The 20,339-nt window shown below is 62.6% G+C and carries 14 protein-coding genes and 1 pseudogene; 4 read left to right on the top strand and 11 right to left on the bottom strand.

The features are described from left to right. The first annotated feature begins 34 nt into the window (after positions 1–34). Positions 35–2,236, top strand: a complete 2,202-nt coding sequence (locus tag IPK20_24255; protein ID MBK8019486.1) for an EAL domain-containing protein — start codon at positions 35–37, stop codon at positions 2,234–2,236. A 205-nt stretch (positions 2,237–2,441) separates the two neighbouring features. Here IPK20_24255 and IPK20_24260 read toward each other — a convergent pair whose 3' ends face one another. The 4 genes and pseudogenes from IPK20_24260 to IPK20_24275 all read right to left on the bottom strand — a co-directional run bounded on the left by IPK20_24260 (position 2,442) and on the right by IPK20_24275 (position 8,429). Next, the gene (locus tag IPK20_24260; protein ID MBK8019487.1) at positions 2,442–2,618 is read right to left on the bottom strand and encodes a hypothetical protein; all 177 of its coding nucleotides are present in this window, start codon (positions 2,616–2,618) and stop codon (positions 2,442–2,444) included. Between the two features lie 35 nt (positions 2,619–2,653). Next, a complete protein-coding gene (locus tag IPK20_24265) occupies positions 2,654–3,469 on the bottom strand; it encodes a response regulator transcription factor (GenBank protein ID MBK8019488.1) in 816 nt (271 codons plus the stop codon). A gap of 122 nt (positions 3,470–3,591) precedes the next feature. Further along, complete coding sequence (locus tag IPK20_24270) at positions 3,592–4,572, bottom strand: GGDEF domain-containing protein (protein ID MBK8019489.1); 981 nt, start codon at positions 4,570–4,572, stop codon at positions 3,592–3,594. 376 nt (positions 4,573–4,948) lie between these two features. Beyond that, positions 4,949–8,429, bottom strand: a pseudogene (locus tag IPK20_24275) (indolepyruvate ferredoxin oxidoreductase family protein). 159 nt (positions 8,430–8,588) lie between these two features. On the opposite strand from IPK20_24275, the gene IPK20_24280 reads away from it, so the two are divergent. Further along, the gene (locus tag IPK20_24280; protein MBK8019490.1) at positions 8,589–9,512 is read left to right on the top strand and encodes a LysR family transcriptional regulator; all 924 of its coding nucleotides are present in this window, start codon (positions 8,589–8,591) and stop codon (positions 9,510–9,512) included. 105 nt (positions 9,513–9,617) lie between these two features. Here IPK20_24280 and IPK20_24285 read toward each other — a convergent pair whose 3' ends face one another. From IPK20_24285 to IPK20_24295, 3 genes are all read right to left on the bottom strand, one after another. Continuing rightward, positions 9,618–10,628, bottom strand: a complete 1,011-nt coding sequence (locus IPK20_24285) for an NAD(P)-dependent alcohol dehydrogenase (protein MBK8019491.1) — start codon at positions 10,626–10,628, stop codon at positions 9,618–9,620. A gap of 108 nt (positions 10,629–10,736) precedes the next feature. Continuing rightward, a complete protein-coding gene (gene ssb / locus IPK20_24290; protein MBK8019492.1) occupies positions 10,737–11,210 on the bottom strand; it encodes a single-stranded DNA-binding protein in 474 nt (157 codons plus the stop codon). Beyond that, entirely contained in the window at positions 11,189–12,553 is a 1,365-nt protein-coding gene (locus IPK20_24295; protein MBK8019493.1) for an MFS transporter, read from the bottom strand. Before IPK20_24295 ends, ssb begins: the two co-directional genes overlap by 22 nt. A gap of 116 nt (positions 12,554–12,669) precedes the next feature. Here IPK20_24295 and uvrA point away from each other — a divergent pair, with 116 nt between their 5' ends. Then, positions 12,670–15,561, top strand: coding sequence for an excinuclease ABC subunit UvrA (gene uvrA / locus IPK20_24300; GenBank protein ID MBK8019494.1), 2,892 nt, complete (start codon positions 12,670–12,672; stop codon positions 15,559–15,561). Between the two features lie 41 nt (positions 15,562–15,602). After that, a complete protein-coding gene (locus IPK20_24305; GenBank protein MBK8019495.1) occupies positions 15,603–17,741 on the top strand; it encodes an EAL domain-containing protein in 2,139 nt (712 codons plus the stop codon). Positions 17,742–17,816: 75 nt separating this feature from the next. Here the strand turns inward: IPK20_24305 and rplQ are convergent, their stop codons facing one another. The 4 genes from rplQ to rpsK form a co-directional block, all read right to left on the bottom strand. Further along, positions 17,817–18,215 carry a 50S ribosomal protein L17 gene (rplQ, locus tag IPK20_24310; protein MBK8019496.1) on the bottom strand — a complete coding sequence of 133 codons (399 nt, stop codon included), beginning with the start codon at positions 18,213–18,215 and terminating at the stop codon, positions 17,817–17,819. 36 nt (positions 18,216–18,251) lie between these two features. Continuing rightward, positions 18,252–19,229, bottom strand: a complete 978-nt coding sequence (gene rpoA / locus IPK20_24315; GenBank protein MBK8019497.1) for a DNA-directed RNA polymerase subunit alpha — start codon at positions 19,227–19,229, stop codon at positions 18,252–18,254. 67 nt (positions 19,230–19,296) lie between these two features. Beyond that, positions 19,297–19,923: a 30S ribosomal protein S4 gene (gene rpsD, locus IPK20_24320; protein ID MBK8019498.1), complete on the bottom strand. Its 627-nt coding sequence runs from the start codon at positions 19,921–19,923 to the stop codon at positions 19,297–19,299. A gap of 16 nt (positions 19,924–19,939) precedes the next feature. Then, positions 19,940–20,329, bottom strand: coding sequence for a 30S ribosomal protein S11 (gene rpsK, locus IPK20_24325; GenBank protein ID MBK8019499.1), 390 nt, complete (start codon positions 20,327–20,329; stop codon positions 19,940–19,942). Positions 20,330–20,339: the final 10 nt, after the last annotated feature.

Raw genomic sequence — 20,339 nt, forward strand, 5'->3', positions numbered from 1 at the left:
ACGATGGCGGGGTACGGTGGAGACCGAGGGCCGATTGCGTCTTGCGGACGGCGAGCACGTCTTCGTCACGTCGAGATTTCCTCTGTTCACGCACGACGGCAAGATCCGCGCGGTGTGCGCGATGTCCATGGACATTACTGCCCGCAGGACAGCGGAAGTGGATGCGCGCAGTCAACGCGAGCAGCTTCGGGCGGTGCTCGACTCCCTGGCTTCGAACATCGCGGTCATCGATGCTGCCGGCTACATCGTCATGGTGAATCAGGCATGGGACGACTTCAGCCGCAATGGTCGCGGGGAACCCGCGCCGGGAACGCGGCCCGGCATCAACTACCTCGATGTGGTGCGAAAGGCTGCTGGGTCGGACCCGGACGTCCGATTGGCGCTGCGGGCCATCGAGCAGGTGCTCCAGGCGGAGCAATCACACACGCAGGTGGAATACCCGTGCGCGACGCCGGAAGGCGAGCGCTGGTTCACCATGACCGTCACTCCGCTGCGCAACGGTACCGGGGGCGCCGTGATTGCGCACACCGACACCACGGTTCATCGCATCAGCGAGGAGCGGCTCAAGCTCACAGCGGCCGTCTTCGACAATGCGACCGAGGGCATTCTGGTGCTCGATGCCCGCGGCAGGATAGAAAGCGCGAACCAGGCTGCATACAGCATTACGGGGTACGCCAGCCGGGAACTGATAGGCCGCCGGTGGCGAGTGCTGAATCTTCGCCTCGCGGGAGCCTTGGCCGAGAATTCGCGTGCGCCGCTGAAGGCATTGCGGCGCGAAGGCCATTGGCACGGGGAGATCTGGGCGCAGCGTCCGAACGGCCGTCAGTATCCGATGTGGTTGAGTGTCCGCATGGTGCGCAGCGACTACGGCCCGGTCAAGCACTACGTGGCAACCTTCTCGGACATCAGCAGGCTCAAGGACGCGGAGCACAGCCTCTATCGCCTCGCGTACTACGACGAACTTACGGATCTTCCCAATCGCACCTTGTTCCACGAGAAGGTGGAACACGGCATTGCATTGGCGCATCGAAGCAGCAAGCCGCTCGCGCTTCTGTTCATCGATCTCGACCGCTTCAAGCTGATCAACGATACGCTGGGGCACGACGCCGGGGATGCGCTGTTGGTCGCCGCCGCCCAGCGGCTCAAGGACTGCATCCGCAAGAGCGACCTGGTCGCGCGACTCGGGGGTGACGAATTCGTGGTGATGCTGGAAGAACTGCGGCATCCTGAAGACGCCGCCATCACGGCAAAGAAGATCATCGGCGTGCTGAGCCAGCCGTTCAATCTGAACGGTGTCGAGATGCAGATATCGGCCAGCATCGGCATCACGCTCTTTCCAGACGACGCCCATGCCCCCGGCGAATTGATCAAGAACGCGGACGCAGCGATGTACCGCGCCAAGGAAAGGGGCCGCAACGGCTATCAGTTCTTCACCGCAGAACTGCACCAACGCACGCAGAAACGGCTGTGGCTCGAGACCGAACTGCGCCACGCGATGCCGCGAGGCGAACTGCATCTCGTCTTCCAGCCACAGACCAGCGTTGCCGGAGGCAGGCGAATCCGCGCGTTGGAAGCCCTGCTGCGCTGGGAGCACCCGACGCACGGCTGGGTTCCGCCGGCTGAATTCATTCCGGTGGCCGAGGAAACGGGCCTCATCATTCCGATCGGAGAGTGGGTGCTGCAGCGCGCCTGTCAGCGATTCCGTCAGGCTCTCGATGCGCACGCGGATGTGGACCAGCTTGCGGTGAACGTGTCACCTTACCAGTTGCGAGAACCGGACTTCGCGGAACTGGTCGCCAACACGCTCAAGCAGCACGGTCTTGCAGCAAGCCAGCTGGAACTGGAGTTCACCGAGACGGCTTTGCTGCAGGACCAGGTGCACGCAAGTGAAACCCTGGCTCGATTGAACGAACTGGGCGTGAGACTCGCCCTGGACGATTTCGGCACCGGTTACTCATCTCTCACCACGTTGCAGCGCTTCCCGGTGACTGCGGTCAAGATCGATCGGTCATTCGTTCAGGATATCGTTGGCGATGCGAACGACGCGATGCTGGTGCGTGCCGTCATGGGCATGGGCGAGATTCTCGGACTGCATGTCGTGGCGGAGGGGGTGGAGACCCCTCGTCACCATGAATTGCTGGAGTCGTGGGGGTGCCGCTACATGCAGGGGTTCGTCAACGGACCTGGACTGACAGAAGACCAGCTGCGCGAGGGAATGCTGTTTCCCGCACACTGATGGCCATCACTCACGCCAAAAAAAAGGCGCCATGGGGCGCCCGAAGAGGGAAGAGATGAGACTGTCTACGGGCTCCACTATCCGCGTGCGAAGGGCGCGCGGCCATACGCGGATCGTCATAATGGAATGGGGGGCGGACACATACCCGCCCTGTGATGCCGAGGGATTGGAAAGGTGCGCACCGGCCATGCCGGTGCGGAAGCGCTCAGACGCGCCGGTCGCCCAGCAGCCGGGCCGTGATCACGTTGAGAACGAACATCGCAAAGCCGGGGTTCAGGTAGTAGGCCTGCTTGACCTTGTCTTCGCTGAGAGCGAACAGATCCACATCCGTCACGCAGACGGCACTGCAGGTTCTCTTGTGGTCCGGTGCGAAGATGCCCATCTCCCCGAAGAGATCGTGCTGGGCGAGTTCCTTGTCTATCTCCCGGAAGACTGACAGTGCCTCGCTGGATGAGGTACAACTCGTCGGCGATGTCGCCCTTCCGGAACACGGCGTGCCCCCGCCGGATAGCGGCGGTATTCCATGTGCGGCAGCAGAAACCCGATGTCGAGCTCTCCTTGCTCCGCGTGCTCGATCTGCGAGCGAACCACCTTGATGACCCGCATGGCCACGATGATGGCCTCGCTCCGGTTCCGCACCTTCAGCTTGCGCAGGATGGCGCTCATCTGAATGCGTACGGTCCCCTCGCTCTTGTCCAGCGCCAGGGCGATTTCGTGGTTGGTTTTTCCTTGCGAAGCCAGACCCAGGACTTCGGCTTCGGCATCCGTCAGGCCAAGGTCTCTCAGCGACGGAACAGTGGCCGCATCGGCCGATACTCCGGCGGGGCGGGCCACGCCGAAAGAACGGTCGGCTTCTTCCGCGTCACTGGATAGGACCAGTCGCAAGGCCGGAACGATCATGGCCTTGCCGTAACTCTTGGGAATGTAAGCAATACCATGCTCGCCCAACATCCCAAGGTCGGTCTCCGGATCGTCGGCGACGCCGAATACGACGACCCTCAACCGCTGATTCCGCCGCCCCAGTTCGGCAAGCCTCACGAGCGAGTCGGTACCGAATCGGTCGAGGTCCACGAGCAAGAGCTGGACATCCTCGAACTCTCTTAGGGAAAGACTGCCCGGCGCTGCGTTGGTGATGAGCCTTACGTCGACGTCACCACCGAGCTCCGGGAGGACGTTCAGCAGGGTTTCCGTGAAGGGCCCGTGATCGAAGAGCACGAGCGTCTTGATGGCCATGAGTCCTTCTTCCCTCGCCCAGAAAGGGTCGCGATACCGTTATTGGTCTGGTTCCGTCGGAAGGTACCACATCGCCACTGCAAAGGCGCGCGGAGTTGGGTTGCCGCGCCCCCGGGATTTCGTCAGTCGGCTGTCTCGACCCGGTTCCTGCCATTGCGCTTTGCGCGGTAGAGCGCCGCATCGGCGCGCTCGAACACCGACTGGGCGGATTCGCCCGATCGGTGAATGGCCACTCCGGCAGAGACCGTGATGTTGCCAACGACCTCATCGTTGTTGAGACGGCGGATCCGGCTGGCTGCGACAAGACGCCGCACCCCCTCAGCAACGGCCCATGCGCCCGTGAGCGGCGTGACCGGAAGCAGGATCGCGAACTCCTCCCCGCCGTAACGCCCGACGAAATCCTTTCCCTTGACGCCCGATTTCAGAGCCGCCCCGACGGCACGGATGACCCGATCGCCGAACAGATGCCCGTAACCGTCGTTGATGCGCTTGAAATGATCGATGTCGGCCACGATGAGACTGAAGGTGTCCGAATCGTTTCCGGCAGCCTCGATAAGGTCGTTGATCCGTCGATCGAAGGCACGCCGGTTGAGCAAGCCGGTGAGGCTGTCGACCATGCTCTCTTCCCGGACACGCGCGAGTTCGCGGCGCAGATCGTCGATTTCGCGTTGACTTGCCGAAAGGCGCTCCTGGATGGTGCTCACCGTCGCCCGCATGCGCACGGTATCCATGAAGGCCGATTTCACGATGCCTTCGAATTCCGGCTGGGGCACGGATCCGCCCTCCAGGCGCGTGCCGATCTCTTCCAGCTTGGTACCGTAGTGACCTGCTTCGACGTCCACAACCGATGTGGAGTCGGAAACCTCGTTCATCACGCGTTTGAGGTTGTCTCCAAGTCGAGACACCGTATCGGTATCCAGCTCGGCGACGTACTGTTCGTAGAGACGCCGGGTCGATTCCTCGTCCAATTTCCGGCTGTTCTGGGTCAGCGCGTCGATTTCCTTCTTGAGGTCGACGCTGCCCCCGGACACGTACTCATACCAGACGGCATAGGAAATGGGATGAACCCCCGCGTCCTGCTTGGTCATCAGGACGAGGGCCATTCTCAGATACTCAGCGCACTTCTCGGGTGGATCGGGGTAGCGTTTATCCACGTGGCTTCTTCTGGGTCTGCGCCGCCTGGGGGGCGATTGCCGGCCCCGGGCAGAGGTCCGATTCGGGACCCGGTCTCGGAGTCTCCGCGGGCGGCACTGCCCCCGTACCGCGCCGGCAAATGTAAAGGCGCGAAGTTGTTGGCTCCAAACATCTATGATGCCACCATCCTTCGCGCGGATGAAGCCCCGGCACTCCCCCGCTACCCGAACGTGCCGTTGCCGCGCTCTCAGAACCTGGTCCGGCTGAGCCGCCTTTGCCAAGCGCAACAACCCCGCGTACCTCCCTCGAGGGGCGCCCCCGGAAGGATCAGGCTACGCCCGCCGGTCAGGCGGCCTGCCGCTGAACCGCCCCGCCTGCGGCGAATGCAGCGCGAAGTTCTACCTGCTTCTTGCGGGCAGCCTCCAGATTCCTTTCCTTCACGTGTCCGAAACCGCGAATCTCATCGGGGATGGAGGCAATCTGCACGGCCAGTCCATGATTCGAGTGATCGAGGCGCCCCAGGATTTCGCGGATGGAGGACTCGTATTCCCCGATGAGTGCACGTTCGGTTTTCCGTTCCTGGGTGTATCCGAAGATGTCCAGAGCGGAACCCCGCAAGAAACGCAGACGCGCAAGGAGCTTGAATGCCGTCATCACCCATGGCCCGTATTCCCGCTTGATGAGTTGGCCCGTCTCCCTATCCCGTCGCGCGAAAAGCGGGGGCGCCATGTGGAACCTCAACTGGTAAGGACCTTCGAACTGCGCCTCCAGCTTTCTGCGAAATTCCGGATCCGAATGCAGCCGCGCCACTTCGTACTCATCCTTGTAGGCCATGAGCTTGAACAGATTGCGTGCAACGCTCTCGGTGAGTCCGGTAAAACCCTTCGCCTGCGCCGCTTCCGCCCTGCGCACTTCTTCCACCAGCCCGCGATAGCGCCGAGACCACGCCGAGTCCTGGTACTCCTCGAGGAATCGTTCGCGGCGCTCGATCAACTCATCCAGCGTCTGGGAAAGTGAGGGCAAGGGAGCGTCGGCCCTTGGCTGGAGAAGACGCTCCACCGCCTGGGGATCATGGGCTGCGCGCCGGCCCCAGAGAAAGGCAGCCTGATTCATCTTCACAGCGGCGCCGTTCATTTCGATGGCCTTGCCGATCGCCTCGCTCGACACCGGAACAAGACCCTGCTGGAACGCGAAACCCAGCATGAACATGTTGGTGGCTATGGAATCGCCCATGAGGCTCGTGGCGAGCCGCGAAGCGGAAACGAATTCCGCATTCCCCTCGCCCACTCCATCGACGATGGTCTTGCGCAGCGATTCACGCGGGAAACGGAAGTCGGCCTTGCGGGTGAAATCGCCGGTCATCTGCTCGTGGGTGTTCACGACCATCCGCGTACCGTGCCTGGTCGCCGCCATCGTCTTCTGACTTGCCGAGACGACCAGATCGCAACCGAGCACCAGCCTGGCACCACCCGCGCCCAGACGGACGGTCTTGATGTCTTCCGGGTGCTTCGCGATTTGCAGGTGGCTCCAGACGGCCCCTCCTTTCTGAGCCAGCCCCGCCATGTCGAGACCCGCAAATCCCTTCCCCTCCAGATGAGCTGCCATGCCCACGATCGCGCCGATGGTCACGACACCAGTGCCACCCACGCCCGTCACCAGCACGCCAAAAGGCTCGTCGAGAGCAGGCAACGCAGGTTCGGGCAGCACGGGAAAGGGCACTTCCGAACCTGTGTCCGGGGTCCCACCCGCGCGGGCCGGCGGTTTGCGCACACCGCCACCGTGAACGGTGACGAAACTCGGGCAGAAGCCCTTTACGCACGAGTAATCCTTGTTGCAGGCCGACTGGTCGATCACCCGCCTGCGCCCGAACTCCGTTTCCAGTGGGGTCACCGATACACAATTGGACTTGACGCCGCAATCGCCGCAGCCTTCGCACACGGCGTCGTTGATGAAGACGCGCGCCGGGGCCTGCGGGAAACTGCCCGCGCTTGCGGCGGCGGCGCTTCTCGGCGGCACACGTCTGGTCATAGACGATCACCGAAACCCCCTCCACCGTTCGAAACTCCTTCTGGACGGATTCGTAGTCGTCGCGGTGATGCACCGTGACGCCCGGGGCGAATGCGGCTGCGGATCCATATTTTTCCGGTTGATCGGTGACCACGGCGATGCGCCTGGCACCTTCGGCCGCCATCTGCTGGGTGATCTGCGGGACGGTAAGCTGTCCGTCGACGTGCTGCCCGCCCGTCATGGCTACGGCATCGTTGTAGAGAATCTTGTATGTCATGGTGGCACCGCTGGCGACCGCAGCCCGGACAGCCAGAGAGCCGGAATGAAAGTACGTACCGTCGCCGATGTTCTGGAAGATGTGCCGTGTCTTCACGAAAGGTGCCATTCCCATCCAGCTGGCGCCCTCGCCACCCATCTGCGTATAGCCAGCCGTGTTGCGATCCATCCACTGGGACATGAAATGACAGCCGATGCCCGCCATGGCACGGCTTCCTTCCGGCACGCGCGTACCGGTGTTGTGCGGGCATCCCGAGCAGAAATACGGCGTCCGGTCCATGGCGGGGTTCTCCGGGACGCGGTTCTGCAGTTCCTCCTGTTCCGCGACCCGTGCCCTGAGTTGAGGATCGTTCGTCCGCTCGGCGAGTTGCCGGCCGATCACGATGGCGATCCAGTTGGGATCGAGCGCTGCATTGCTCTGGAAGAGGGTCTGTCCGTTCTCGTCCTTCTTGCCGATGACGGCCGGGGCGAGCGCCATGCCGTAGATGGCTTCCTTGAGCTGGGGCTCCACGAGCCCGCGCTTTTCCTCGACGACGATGATCTTCTCGAGGCCCTTCGCGAACTCGCGCACACCCTCGGTTTCAAGGGGCCACGTCATTCCGACCTTGTAGACCCGCAGACCGAGACGCTGCGCTTCCTTCTCGTCGATGCCGAGGTACTGAAGCGCTTGGCGCACATCCATGTACGACTTGCCGCACGTGATGATCCCGATCCTGGCATCAGGCGAATCGATCACGGTGCGGTCGATCCGGTTCGTGCGCGCGAACGCCCTGACCGCTTCGATCTTCACATTGTGAAGCCGTGATTCCTGGTCAAGGGGCGGATCCGGGAAGCGGATGTGCACGCCACCCTCCGGCACGGCAAAGTCCTCCGGGATGCGGATCCTGACCCGGTCGATATCCACATCGACCGACGCCGTTGCATCGATCGTGTCCTTCATGCTCTTGAGACCGACCCAGCACCCGGAGTAGCGTGACAGCGCCCATCCGTAGATGCCGTAATCGAGAAGTTCCTGCACGCCCGCCGGATTCAGGATCGGCATCATCGCGTCGACCATGGCGAACTCGCTCTGGTGGGCCGTGGTGGACGATTCGCAGGTGTGATCGTCCCCCATCAAGGCAAGTACGCCGCCGAGCGGCGCCGTGCCAGCGAGGTTGCCGTGCCGGAACGCGTCTCCGGTGCGATCCACACCGGGACCCTTTCCGTACCAGACCGCGAACACGCCGTCGAACTTCGAATCGCCGTTGAGATGCGCCTGCTGGCTGCCCCAGCATGCCGTCGCGGCAAGGTCCTCGTTGACGCCAGGCTGGAAATGGATATTGTGTTCTTTCAGGAATTTCGAAGCGGACGTCAACTGCTGATCGTAGCCCCCCAGCGGAGAGCCGCGGTAGCCGGAGATGTAGCAGGCAGTGTTGTAGCCGGCCGCCGCGTCCCGACGCTGCTGCATCAGGGGCAGACGGACCAGGGCCTGTGTGCCGGTGATGAAGATCCGTCCCTTGTCGAGCAGGTACTTGTCGGCGAGCGTTACGTTCAACAATGCCATGGTGAGTCCTCGGTGCGCAGCCGGCCCAGTGCGGCTGCGATCAGTCTGCGGATTGTGCCAACGGCCACTGCGGCCAGGAAGCCACTATAGTAGGACCTCGCGCAGACCGTGAGGCTGCGCATCCGGGAAAAGCTCTGTTTCCCCTCAGGACAAGAACGAATGGAAAACCTCCCGAGTCTCGTCGTGTTCGCGCGTGTCGTCGAGGCCCAGAGTTTCTCCGAAGCAGGTCGCCGGCTGGGCATGTCACCGTCCATGGTCAGCAAGCACGTGGCGAGGCTGGAGAAGTCTCTCGGCGCCCGGCTGCTCAATCGAACGACGCGAAAGCTCTCCGTGACCGAGGTCGGCGCCACCGTCTACGAACACTGCGCCCGCATCGCGCACGAGGCTGAAGAGGTGGATCTTGCCGTGGCCCACCTGCAGTCGGAGCCGCGTGGCCGGTTGCGGGTAAGCGCGCCCTGGACGTTCGGCATGCTGCACATGGGGCCGGTCGTCGCCTCGTTTCTTCGCCGATACCCTGAAGTGGAGGTCGACCTGACTTGCCGGGACAGTGTCGCGGCGGATCTCGTGGAAGAAAGCCTGGACGCTGCGATCATCCTGGCGCCGTCGGCATCCGAGAATGTGGTCGCCCGCTCGCTGGCGCCCATTCGCTGGGTGCTATGCGGTTCGCCCCAGTATCTCGAACGCCACGGCGAGCCGGCATCGATTGCGGATATCGTTCACCACAATTGCATCGTCTATCCGGACCTGCAGCAGGCAGGTGCCTGGCGCTTCAGACGGGGCGAGGGTGTCTTCAGCGCCTCTGCCTCGGGCAATTTCAGGGTGAACTCCAGCCTGGCTATCCGCGACGCCGTACTGTCCGGCCTCGGTCTCGCGGTACTGCCCACCTTCATCGCGGGACCCGATCTGCGCTCGGGGACCCTGCGCAGCGTGCTGCACGAGTACCGCCCGTTCCAGGAAAGCGAATTGCTGGCCGTCTATCTCCCTGGCCGCCCCCCCGCTCCCAAGCTGCGCGCCTTCATCGATCACTGTGTCGAAGCCTTCGGACCGATGCCGTTCTGGGACGAAGGCATCGCCTGGGAGTGACCCTCGTGCGGGACATGCGCGGCACTCGTCCCCAGACACCGCACACGCGCCGGCTTCGAAAGCGGCTACCGTACCGGAGAAGTCCAGTCCACCCAGGACAGAGCATCACATCCGAATCGTGACCTTGCCCGCATGAGCGGCGCCAAGCAGGTACTCGTACGCGGATCGAGCCTCTTCGAACCCGAAGCTCCGTCCGATGTGGGGGCGCATTCCGCTTGCCGCGATGGCCCGGTTCATTTCCTCGAACATCTCCCGGGAACCCACGTAGATGCCATGTACGCGGATATGGCGGCGCAATATGGCAGCGGTGCTGACCGGCCCGGCCGTCCCGGTCAGTACTCCGATGAGGCACATCCGCCCTCCGAACCGGAGACTCGCGAGGGACTTGTCGAACGTCCCCGCACCTCCCACTTCCAGCACGATGTCCGCGCCCATCCCGGAGGTGAACTCGAGCACGGACCTTTCCCAGTCCGGGGTGGTCCGGTAGTTCACGACGGCGTCCGCGCCCAGACGTTTCGCGATCTCGAGCTTGTCGTCACTGCTCGAGGTCACGACACAGCGCGCACCGTGCATCTTGGCGAACTGCAACCCGATCAGCGATACGCCGCCTGTTCCCAGCAGCACCACCGTGTCTCCTGCCCTCACGTGCGCTTCGCGCACGAGCGCGTTCCAGGCCGTCACAGCCGCGCAAGGGAGGCAGGCAGCCTCCTCGTCGGTGAGATGTGCGGGAACCTTCACGATTCCCTGTTCAGACAGCACGACATACTCGGCGAGCATCCCGTCGATCGCGCCACCCAGGGCTGATGTGGCAGCGTCCGAAGTGATCTCCCCGGCAAGCCACCGCTGCATGAAGCACCCGGCCACGCGGTCGCCCGCCTTTACCCGTGAAACGCCCGGTCCGGTGTCCTCCACGAAACCGACGCCGTCCGACAGAGGAATCAACCCGGCGCGAGGCGGTGCGCCGTACGCGCCGCGGGCCACGAGCGTGTCGCGGTAATTGAGCGACCACGCAGTCGTGCGGATCAGTACCTCGCCATGTCCGGGACGACGTGGCTCACGCTCGACGCGCGTAAGGCTGTCCAGACCGAGGACAGACTGCAGTTCGTACGCTTTCATGGGCAGACCCTATGAGGAGGCTTCCGACTCATCGGCAAGGATCGACGGACGACGAAACGCGACACGGGGCCTCGCACGTATTGCAACGAGTGACAACCGCTCCATCCGTCAGAAAGGTATGTCGTCTTCGAGATCGTCGAACTTGGAACCGGACTTGCCGCCGGAAGAAGAGCGGCCCGACGAAGGCGCGCTACCTCGGCTGGGTGGAGGAGCGGAGTCCATGTCGACCGCATCGGCGCCGCCCATCCCACCCCTTGAACCGAGCATCTGCATGCGATCAGCGACGATCTCGGTGGTGTAACGGTCCTGGCCATCCTTGTCCTGCCACTTGCGCGTCTGCAGCCGGCCTTCGACATAGACCTGGCTGCCTTTCTTCAGGTACTCGCCGGCGATCTCCGCGAGCTTCCCGAAGAACGCGACGCGATGCCACTCGGTCCTTTCCTGCTTGTCGCCGTTCTTGTCGCGCCAGACATCGGTCGTCGCGATGCTGATGTTAGTGATGGCACTGTTGTCGGGCGTGTAACGGACTTCGGGATCGCGTCCGAGATTGCCCACGAGAATCACTTTGTTGACGGAAGCCACTGCGGCATCTCCCCGTGAATGAGTTTCAGGGCATTGTCCTCATCGAATCGGGCGGTGTCCACTTTCAACTGGGCGGTATCACCAGACGAGAGGATGCGTACTTCCTTCACACCTGGCAGAGCCCCGAGTTGTTCCACCAGGCCATCCGCCCTGAGCGAATCCATGGGGGGCACCGGATACGTCTTGGTCACGGGTACGGACATGCCGAACGCGACCACAAGCCAGACCAGCGCCAGTACCCCGCAGAACATGAATACCGAGGATTCACCGCCATGATGCGACAACCAGCCTCCTGCGGCGGCGCCGAGCGCAGTGCCGAGAAACTGGATGCTCGAGTAGACGCCCACCGCTGCGCCCTTGGCATGAGCGGGCGCTACCCTGGAAACAAGCGACGGAAGGCTCGCTTCGAGGAAGTTGAATGCGAAGAAGAAGATCAGAAGGCCCGAGAACAGGTTGGCCACGCTGCGTTCCAGCGCCATCATCACTGCGACGGACACGAGCAGCAAACCGATCGCCGTGACAAACGCTTCCCTGTGCCGGTGATTCCTTTCGGAGTAGGCGATGAGCGGCACCATCATGACGAAGGACGCCGCCATCACGGGGAGATAGACGGTCCAGTGTTCCGACGCAGGCAGACCTGCCGAGCGCAATCCGAACGGAACGACCACGAACAACGCCATCAGGATGGCATGCAAGACGAAGATTCCGACATTGAGACGCTGGAGCTGCGGATCGAGAAAGACTTCCCCAAACGACGCGCGGGCCTTCAGGACAGGAATGGATTCGGCTGGATCGGCGATGCCGAATCGAACCAGCGCCATCGCGGCGATGGCGAGAATGCCGGTCAGGGCGAAGATGCCAGGCACGCCGATCCACCGGTCAAGCACCGGCCCCAGCACCATGGAGACGGCAAAGGTGACACCGATGGTGACACCGATGATCGCCATCGCCTTGGTACGAACCACTTCTCGCGTGAGATCCGCCGTCAGCGCGATGACCGCCGCGGATACCGCGCCTGAGCCCTGGACGATTCTCCCCGCGGTCACCCAATAGATATCGGAGGCTGACGCGGCAATGAAGCTGCCGGCCGCGAACAGAAGCAGACCCACGTAGATGGTCGGCTTGCGGCCCCATCGGTCCGACGCCCATCCGAACGGCACCTGCAGAAGCGCCTGCGTGAGCCCGTAGGCGCCAAGCGCGATTCCGATCATGGTGTGGCTGGCGCCTCCGGGAAGCGTCTCGGCATAGAGCGCGAAGACCGGAAGGATGATGAACATGCCGAGCAGGCGCAGCCCGGACACGGCGGCAAGTGCCAGGGACGACCGCAGTTCGAAGGCCGTCATGCGGTCGCCACGAGAGGATTTGGACACGAAAGGACGACAGGTTGGGACGCGAATGCGAGGGCGGGTATATTAGCCGATTGCCCGGGCATGCCGGGCATGCGCATTCCGGATCAAAGATGGAATTCATACGGGTACGCGGTGCACGCACCCACAATCTCAAGAACGTCGACCTGGACCTGCCTCGTGGCCGGCTGGTGGTGATCACGGGCATATCGGGGTCCGGCAAGTCGTCTCTTGCGTTCGACACCCTCTACGCTGAAGGTCAGCGGCGGTACGTCGAGTCGCTGTCCGCCTACGCACGGCAGTTCCTTCACCTCATGGAGAAACCGGATGTCGATCTGGTGGAGGGACTGTCTCCGGCCATCGCCATCGAACAGAAGGCGGCCGGCCACAATCCTCGATCGACCGTGGGTACCATCACGGAGATCCACGATTACCTGCGCCTGCTGTTTGCCCGGGTCGGAGAACCGCGTTGCCCGACCCATGGCATCGCGCTGCAGGCGCGAACGGTCTCGCAGGTGGTCGATACCGTCCTTGCCTTTCCTCCCGATGTCCGGATCATGGTGCTGGCCCCGGTTCTGTCCGGCCGCAAGGGGGAACACAGGGAACTCATCGAAGATCTGCGCGCCCAGGGATTTGTTCGCATCCGGCTCGACGGCCAGTTGCAGGACCTGGACCCCCCGCCAAAGCTCGTCAAGAGCCGGCACCACGACATCGAGGTCGTCATCGATCGGCTGCGGGCGCGCGAAGACAGCCGCCAGCGGTTGGCTGAATCCGTGGAAACCGCCATGCGACTGGGGAACGGCCGGGTGCTGGTGGTCGACACGGACAACGGCGTGGAACACGCTTACTCGTCCCGTTACGCCTGCCCCCATTGCGATTACAGCGCCCCCGATCTGGAGCCTCGCCTCTTCTCCTTCAACAACCCGGCCGGTGCATGCCCTGAATGCGACGGGCTCGGGCATGTCAGCTTCTTCGATCCGGACAAGGTCGTGGCATTCCCGCATCAATCGCTCGCCGCCGGCGCCATCAAGGGATGGGATCGACGCAATCAGTTCTACCACCAGATGCTGGAAAGTCTGGCCTCGCACGCCGGCTTCGATCTCGATGCGCCCTTCCAGAATCTCCCCGAGGCCGCCAAACGACTCGTCCTTCGCGGGTCCGGGCGGGAGAAGATCCGCTTCGTGTACATCGGGGAAAAAGGGAATCAGTACACCCGGGAACATGCGTTCGAGGGAATCATCCCGAACATCGAGCGCCGCTATCGAGAAACCGAATCGCCACTCGTCAGGGAAGAACTCGCTCGCTATATGACGGCGTCGGACTGCGAAGCGTGCGGCGGCGCCCGGCTGCGTCCCGAAGCCCGGTACGTTTTCGTCGGTGACCGCACCTTGCCGGAAGTCGAGCGTCTCGCACTGGACGATTGCCTGTCGTTCTTCCAGGACCTGCGCCTGGATGGAACCCGGGAAGCGATCGGCAGCCGGGTCCTTCACGAGATCCGCACGCGAATCCGCTTCCTGGTGAGCGTCGGACTGAACTACCTGTCCCTGGATCGATCCGCCGATACGCTATCCGGTGGCGAGGCGCAGCGCATCCGGCTCGCGAGCCAGATAGGCACCGGTCTGACAGGGGTGATGTACGTGCTGGACGAGCCCTCCATCGGGCTTCACCAGCGCGACAACGACCGCCTGCTGGAAACGCTGGAGCGGTTGCGCGATCTCGGAAACTCCGTACTGGTGGTGGAACATGATCTCGACGCCATCCTCAGGGCGGATCACGTCGTGGACATGGGGCCGGGCGCGGGCGTGCATGGTGGCAGGGTCGTGGCCAGCGGAACGCCAGAAGAGATCGCCCTGAGCGATGCGTCGATCACGGGGTGTTACCTGTCCGGAGTTCGACGCATTCCGGTCCCAGAGACCGTCCACGGCCCCGATTGGGAACAGTCGCTCGAGATCCGCAACGCTCGTGGCAATAACCTGAAGCACGTCAACGCGAAGATTCCTCTGGGCCTGTTCGTGTGCGTCACTGGCGTGTCGGGTTCGGGCAAATCCACGCTCGTGAACGACACCCTGTTTCTGGGTGCGGCGCAGCACCTGCACGGAAGCCAGGAGAACCCCGCGGAACACGACGAGATCGTCGGTCTGGAAAAGATCGACAAGGTGGTCAATGTCGATCAAAGCCCGATCGGACGCACACCCCGGTCGAATCCGGCTACCTATACAGGACTGCTCACCCCCATACGGGAGCTCTTTGCGGGCGTCCCCTTGTCGAGGGAACGTGGCTACGGACCTGGCCGCTTCTCGTTCAACGTCAAGGGAGGGCGCTGTGAAGCTTGCCAGGGGGATGGCGTCGTCAAGGTGGAAATGCATTTCTTGCCGGACATCTATGTGCCCTGTGATGTATGCCAAGGCAAGCGCTACGGACGTGAGACGCTGGAAGTGCGCTTCAAGGGCAAGACGATCCACGATGTGCTGTGCCTGACAGTCGACGAAGCCCGGGCTTTCTTCGACGCTGTGCCGCCGGTGGTACGCCGGCTCGACACCCTCGTCGAGGTCGGGCTGGGCTACGTCACGCTGGGCCAGAGCGCCACGACATTGTCCGGAGGCGAGGCGCAGCGGGTGAAACTGGCTCTTGAGCTATCCAAGCGCGACACCGGCCGGACCTTGTACATCCTGGACGAACCGACGACCGGCCTGCATTTCCAGGACGTCGAACTCCTGCTGAAAGTGCTGCACCGCCTGCGGGACCGGGGCAATACCGTCGTGGTCATCGAACACAATCTGGACGTCATCAAGACCGCCGACTGGATCATCGATCTGGGCCCGGAAGGCGGACAGGGCGGCGGATCCATCGTCGCCGAAGGCCCTCCGGCACGCGTAGCCAAGCAACCGGAAAGCCACACCGGACGCTATCTGGCGACCCACCTGAACGCAGAACGGGAGCGTTCGCGCGCAGATAAACCCGTCAGACGTAAAGAACGCCAGGGCGCGACCGTTAAACCTCGATGATCCCGGGGGTAGCGAGCGCAGTCCGAAACGAACACGTCGTCATGGTGGAATCAGAACGAAAGACCCCGCAGGTGGCGCTCGTCGTGGACGACGACCCCACCATACGCCTCATCGCCAGTCGCACACTGGACGCAGCCGGTCTGCGTACCATTGTCGCCATGGATGGAGAGAGCGGCCTGGACGCCTTCGACCGCCAGCGTCCCGATATCGTCCTCATGGACGTGATGTTGCCGGGAATGGACGGGTACGCCGCCGTCGAGAAGCTGCGTTCGATGCCTTTCGGGCGCCACGTTCCCGTGCTCATGCTGACCGGACTGGACGATCTGGACTCGATAAACCGGGCATACGAAGCCGGCGCGACCGACTTCATCAGCAAGCCGATCAACTGGGGCATTCTGGGCCATCGCGTCCGGTACATCCTCCGCGCGGCGGAAGCGTTCGAGGGCCTGTTCGAAAATCAGGCGCTGCTGGCCAGCGCGCAGCGGGTCGCACGCCTCGGCTCCTGGCGTTGGGATCTGAGGACTGCCCAGACGCGGTGGTCGGACGAAACCTATCGGATCCTCGGGTACACCCCAGGCCTCGTGCAACCGAGCGTCACGGCACTCATCGACCGCATCCATCCCGAGGAGCGCGAGGAGGTACGTGCCGCGCTGGCCTCCCTGCAGGATTCCGGAGCCGTCCGGGAACTCATCCACCGCGTGGTCCTGCCGGGAGGAAGCGTTCGCTATGTGCGCATTCACACGGACGTGGTGCGCGGGTCGGATGGAGCACCTCTCCAGGCCTTCGGAGCCATCCAGGACATCACCGAGAACAAGGCGGCCGAGGAGCGGATCCACCAGCTCGCCTACTTCGACCGGCTGACACAACTTCCGAACCGCCATCGGTTCGTCGAGAACGTCGAGGCGGCCCTGACCCACGCCAGGAACTCGGACCGGTTGGTCGCCGTCTTGTCGATGGATCTTGACCAGTTCAAACGCATCAACGACACGCTCGGTCATGCGGTCGGCGATCGCCTGCTCACGTCCGTCGCGGACAGATTGCGAGAAACGGTCCGAACACGGGATACGGTCCTGCGCCGCAACACGGTGGAAGACAGCCACCTCGCTCGCCTGGGGGGTGACGAATTCTGCGTATTGCTGACGGACATGTCGCATTTCGAAGATGCAGCGAAAGTTGCCCAGCGAATCATCGAGAGCCTGCAGCGTCCCATGGACGTGGACGGGAGAGAGCTGTTCACGACCACCTCGGTGGGGATTTCCCTTTTCCCCATGGATGGCGGAGACGCCGACACGCTCATCAAGAATGCCGATGCCGCCATGTACTTCGCCAAGAGCCAGGGGCGGAACAACTACCAGTTCTATGGCAAGGAGATGAACTCGCGGGCCCTGGAACGGCTGGCCATGGAATCGAGATTGAGACGAGCAGTCGAACGGCGCGAATTCCAGCTCCACTATCAGCCAAAACTGGATCTCCGATCAGGCCGGATCGTGGGAGTGGAAGCGTTGATACGCTGGCAACACCCGGAGCTGGGCATGGTGCCGCCCGCCGAGTTCATTCCCATAGCCGAGGATTCCGGTCTGATCGTTTCCATAGGGGAATGGGTCATGCGGGAAGCCGCCGAACAAGTGCGTCGCTGGCAAGCGGACGGACTCGACTCGTTCCATGTCGCGGTCAACATCGCCAGTCCGCACTTCCAGCAACCGGACTTCACCGATCATGTGGCCGCGATCCTGCAGGAGACGGGTCTTGCTCCGAAGTATCTGGAATTGGAAGTGACCGAGAGCATGCTCATGGATGATCGGACCCTCAACCTGGATACGCTCACCCGGCTGAAGAAGATGGGCTTGCGACTGTCGATCGATGATTTCGGTACGGGGTACTCGTCGCTGGCCTATCTGAAGCGCTTTCCGGTGGACACTCTCAAGGTCGACCGTTCCTTCGTGAAGGACACGCCCGCGGCGGACGATGACGCCGCGATCGCGTCAGCCATCATCGCAATGGCTCACAGCTTGCGCCTGGAGGTGGTGGCCGAAGGCGTGGAAACGTCCTCGCAACTGGAGTTTCTCAAGGCCCATGGCTGCGAGTACGTGCAGGGCTATCTCATCAGCAGGCCTGTTCCGGCCGCCGAAATTCCGGCGATCGCAGCACGGACCGTGTTTCCACTCGAATCCGCTGCCTGATCGCCGCACTCACCCCACAAAAGACAAAGCCGGCTTCCGCCGGCTTCGTCCTGGTGCCACCGCCAGAGCCACGGCTCAGGCGCCCGCCTGCTCCTGCGGTTGGCCCGTCACCGATTCCGGCCGATCCAGCAGTTCGATGTAGGCCATCGGTGCATTGTCACCCTTGCGGAACCCGCACTTGAGGATACGCAGATAGCCACCGTGGCGATTGGCATAGCGCGGACCGAGTTCCGCGAATAGTTTTGTCACCAGATCGCGGTCGCGAAGGCGGTCGAACGCAAGCCGACGATTGGCCAGCGTCGGCGTCTTGCCCAGCGTGATGATCGGCTCGGCCACCCTGCGCAGTTCCTTCGCCTTTGGCAAGGTCGTCTGAATGACTTCGTGCTGCAAGAGCGCGACGGTCAGGTTACGCAGCATCGCTGAACGATGCGCGCTCGTCCGGTTGAGTTTTCTCAGTCCAAGGCCGTGACGCATGTGTCACCTCTTCTTCGTTCGATGATCGGCTGCCGTTCAGACCTTCTCGAGTCCCGCAGGCGGCCAGTTTTCCAGTTTCATGCCCAGCGTGAGGCCACGTGAGGCAAGAACTTCTTTGATTTCGTTCAGTGATTTGCGGCCCAGATTCGGTGTCTTTAGCAACTCCGTCTCCGTTCTCTGAATCAGATCACCGATGTAATAGATGTTCTCGGCTTTGAGACAGTTTGCGGATCGAACCGTCAACTCCAGATCGTCCACCGGACGCAGGAGGATGGGATCGACCTGGGGCGTGCGGGGCGTCTCCGACTTGGTGGGCGTTCCCTCGAGGTGAGCGAACGTCTCCAGCTGATCCATCAGCATGCGCGCCGCAAAGCGGATCGCCTCCTCGGGCTCGATGACGCCATTCGTTTCCACGTCCATGATGAGCTTGTCGAGATCGGTACGCTGTTCCACGCGGGCGCTTTCCACCGCGTAACTCACCCGGCGAACCGAACTGAACGACGAATCCAGAAGGACCGTACCGATGCTGCGTGTTTCCCGATTGAGGGGCCGCTGGCTTGCAGGCACGTAGCCACGGCCGTGCTCCACGGTGATCTGCATGTCGATCTGACCACCTGCGGCCAGATGGGCGATCACATGATCGGGATTGATGATCGTCACGTCGTGCGACGCTTCGATGTCGCCCGCAGTCACCACACCTTCACCCTGCTTCTTGAGCGTGAGAACCGCCTGTTCGCGATTGTGAAGCTTCAGGACTATGCCCTTGAGGTTCAGCAGAATGTCGACGACGTCTTCTTTCACGCCATCAATCGTCGAATATTCGTGCAGGACGCCGGCGATCTTGACTTCTGTCGGTGCGTACCCCGGCATCGAGGACAGAAGAATCCTGCGCAGCGCGTTGCCGAGCGTGTAACCGTAGCCGCGCTCGAACGGCTCCATGATCACCTTGGCGTGATTCGGACCCACGTGCTGCACATCGATAATGCGGGGCTTCAACAGAGCGCTGCTGGCCATGTGATGTTCCCTTGAAGTCTGATTGCTGCAATGCCGGGGCGTACGAACCGCCCCGGAGAGATTCCTGTTACTTCGAGTACAACTCGACGACCAGCGACTCGTTGATGGTCGACGGCAGTTCCGAGCGCTGAGGCTTGGCTTTGTAGGTACCCTTCAGAGCCTTCACGTCCACTTCGATCCACTCGGGGAATCCACGGCTTTCAGCCGCTTCGGCCGCACCCTTGATGCGCAGCTGACTCTTGGCCTTCTCGGCAACCTCGACGACATCACCGACCTTCAGGTGATAGGAGGGGATGTTGACGCGACGGCCATTCACGCGGATGCCATTGTGCCGGACGATCTGGCGAGCTTCCGTACGGCTCGCCCCAAAGCCCATGCGGTACACCGCGTTGTCGAGGCGGCTCTCGAGAATCTGCAGCAGATTCTCACCGGTGATTCCTTTGCGACGTTCGGCTTCCTTGTAGTCCTTGCGGAAGGGGCGCTCGAGCACGCCATAGATACGGCGGAGCTTCTGCTTCTCACGCAGTTGCACCCCGTAGTCCGAGAGACGGCCGCTCTTCTGCCCGTGCTGACCGGGCGCATAGTTGCGCCGCTCGATGGCGCATTTGTCCGTGAAGCACTTTTCGCCCTTGAGGAACAGCTTTTCCCCTTCGCGACGACATTGGCGGCACTTCGGTTCGATGGTTCTTGCCATAGGGTGCTCCTACCCCTCAGATACGACGTTTCTTCGGCGGACGGCAGCCGTTGTGAGGCACCGGCGTGACATCCGAAATACTCGTGATCTTGAATCCGACGGCATTCAAAGCACGCACCGCGGACTCCCGGCCCGGACCAGGTCCCTTGATCCGGACTTCGAGATTCTTGACACCGCACTCCTGCGCAGCCTTGCCCGCGGTCTCTGCAGCCACCTGCGCGGCGAAGGGAGTCGACTTGCGGGACCCCTTGAAGCCGGCACCGCCGGACGTCGCCCAGGACAACGCATTGCCTTGACGATCGGTGATGGTGACGATGGTGTTGTTGAAGGAAGCGTGCACGTGCGCGATGCCTTCCGCCACGTTCTTCTTGACCTTCTTACGCACCCGGGTCTGAGCCTTAGCCATTTACGCGAAT

It is taken from the genome of Betaproteobacteria bacterium (assembly GCA_016713305.1).
Classification (GTDB): Bacteria; Pseudomonadota; Gammaproteobacteria; order Burkholderiales.

Coding starts and splice junctions, on each gene's coding strand:
- IPK20_24285 (MBK8019491.1), bottom strand. CDS start 10,628: ATGAAAGCGTACGAACTGCAGTCTGTCCTCGGTCTGGACAGCCTTACG.
- rpsK (MBK8019499.1), bottom strand. CDS start 20,329: ATGGCTAAGGCTCAGACCCGGGTGCGTAAGAAGGTCAAGAAGAACGTG.
- IPK20_24270 (MBK8019489.1), bottom strand. CDS start 4,572: ATGGCCCTCGTCCTGATGACCAAGCAGGACGCGGGGGTTCATCCCATT.
- IPK20_24295 (MBK8019493.1), bottom strand. CDS start 12,553: ATGACGGCCTTCGAACTGCGGTCGTCCCTGGCACTTGCCGCCGTGTCC.
- IPK20_24265 (MBK8019488.1), bottom strand. CDS start 3,469: ATGGCCATCAAGACGCTCGTGCTCTTCGATCACGGGCCCTTCACGGAA.
- uvrA (MBK8019494.1), top strand. CDS start 12,670: ATGGAATTCATACGGGTACGCGGTGCACGCACCCACAATCTCAAGAAC.
- IPK20_24260 (MBK8019487.1), bottom strand. CDS start 2,618: ATGGGCATCTTCGCACCGGACCACAAGAGAACCTGCAGTGCCGTCTGC.
- IPK20_24305 (MBK8019495.1), top strand. CDS start 15,603: ATGGTGGAATCAGAACGAAAGACCCCGCAGGTGGCGCTCGTCGTGGAC.
- rpoA (MBK8019497.1), bottom strand. CDS start 19,229: ATGGCCAGCAGCGCTCTGTTGAAGCCCCGCATTATCGATGTGCAGCAC.
- IPK20_24280 (MBK8019490.1), top strand. CDS start 8,589: ATGGAAAACCTCCCGAGTCTCGTCGTGTTCGCGCGTGTCGTCGAGGCC.
- rpsD (MBK8019498.1), bottom strand. CDS start 19,923: ATGGCAAGAACCATCGAACCGAAGTGCCGCCAATGTCGTCGCGAAGGG.
- rplQ (MBK8019496.1), bottom strand. CDS start 18,215: ATGCGTCACGGCCTTGGACTGAGAAAACTCAACCGGACGAGCGCGCAT.